Source organism: Hydrogenovibrio sp. 3SP14C1, from assembly GCF_029625905.1.
Taxonomy (GTDB): domain Bacteria; phylum Pseudomonadota; class Gammaproteobacteria; order Thiomicrospirales; family Thiomicrospiraceae; genus Hydrogenovibrio.
The window spans coordinates 1-276 of record NZ_JARTLM010000095.1; the positions used below are offsets into that span (position 1 = coordinate 1).

The 276-nt window shown below is 62.3% G+C and carries 1 pseudogene; it reads right to left on the reverse strand.

The window, feature by feature from the left end:
- Positions 1-245: pseudogene (locus tag P8629_RS11780) on the reverse strand (phenylalanine--tRNA ligase subunit beta); the annotation flags it as partial.
- Positions 246-276: the final 31 nt, after the last annotated feature.

Consider the following 276-nt stretch of genomic DNA (forward strand, 5'->3'; position numbering starts at 1 on the left):
TAACCACGAGCCACCAGCTGGTTACGCAGACGCGCCAGCGTCAGGGTCGACTCGTTGGCAGGACGCAGCGCCAGGCGAGCGGCTGGTCGGCGGACGGGCAGATTGTTGTAACCATGCACACGGGCGACCTCTTCGATGAGGTCTTCTTCGATGGCAATGTCGAAACGCCAGCTGGCTGCCTTGACCTTCCAACCCTCCGCCAAGCGCTCCACTTGCAGCCCCAGACGCTCGAGGATATCGCTCACCTCATCACCTGGCAGCTGCTTGGAAAGCGCT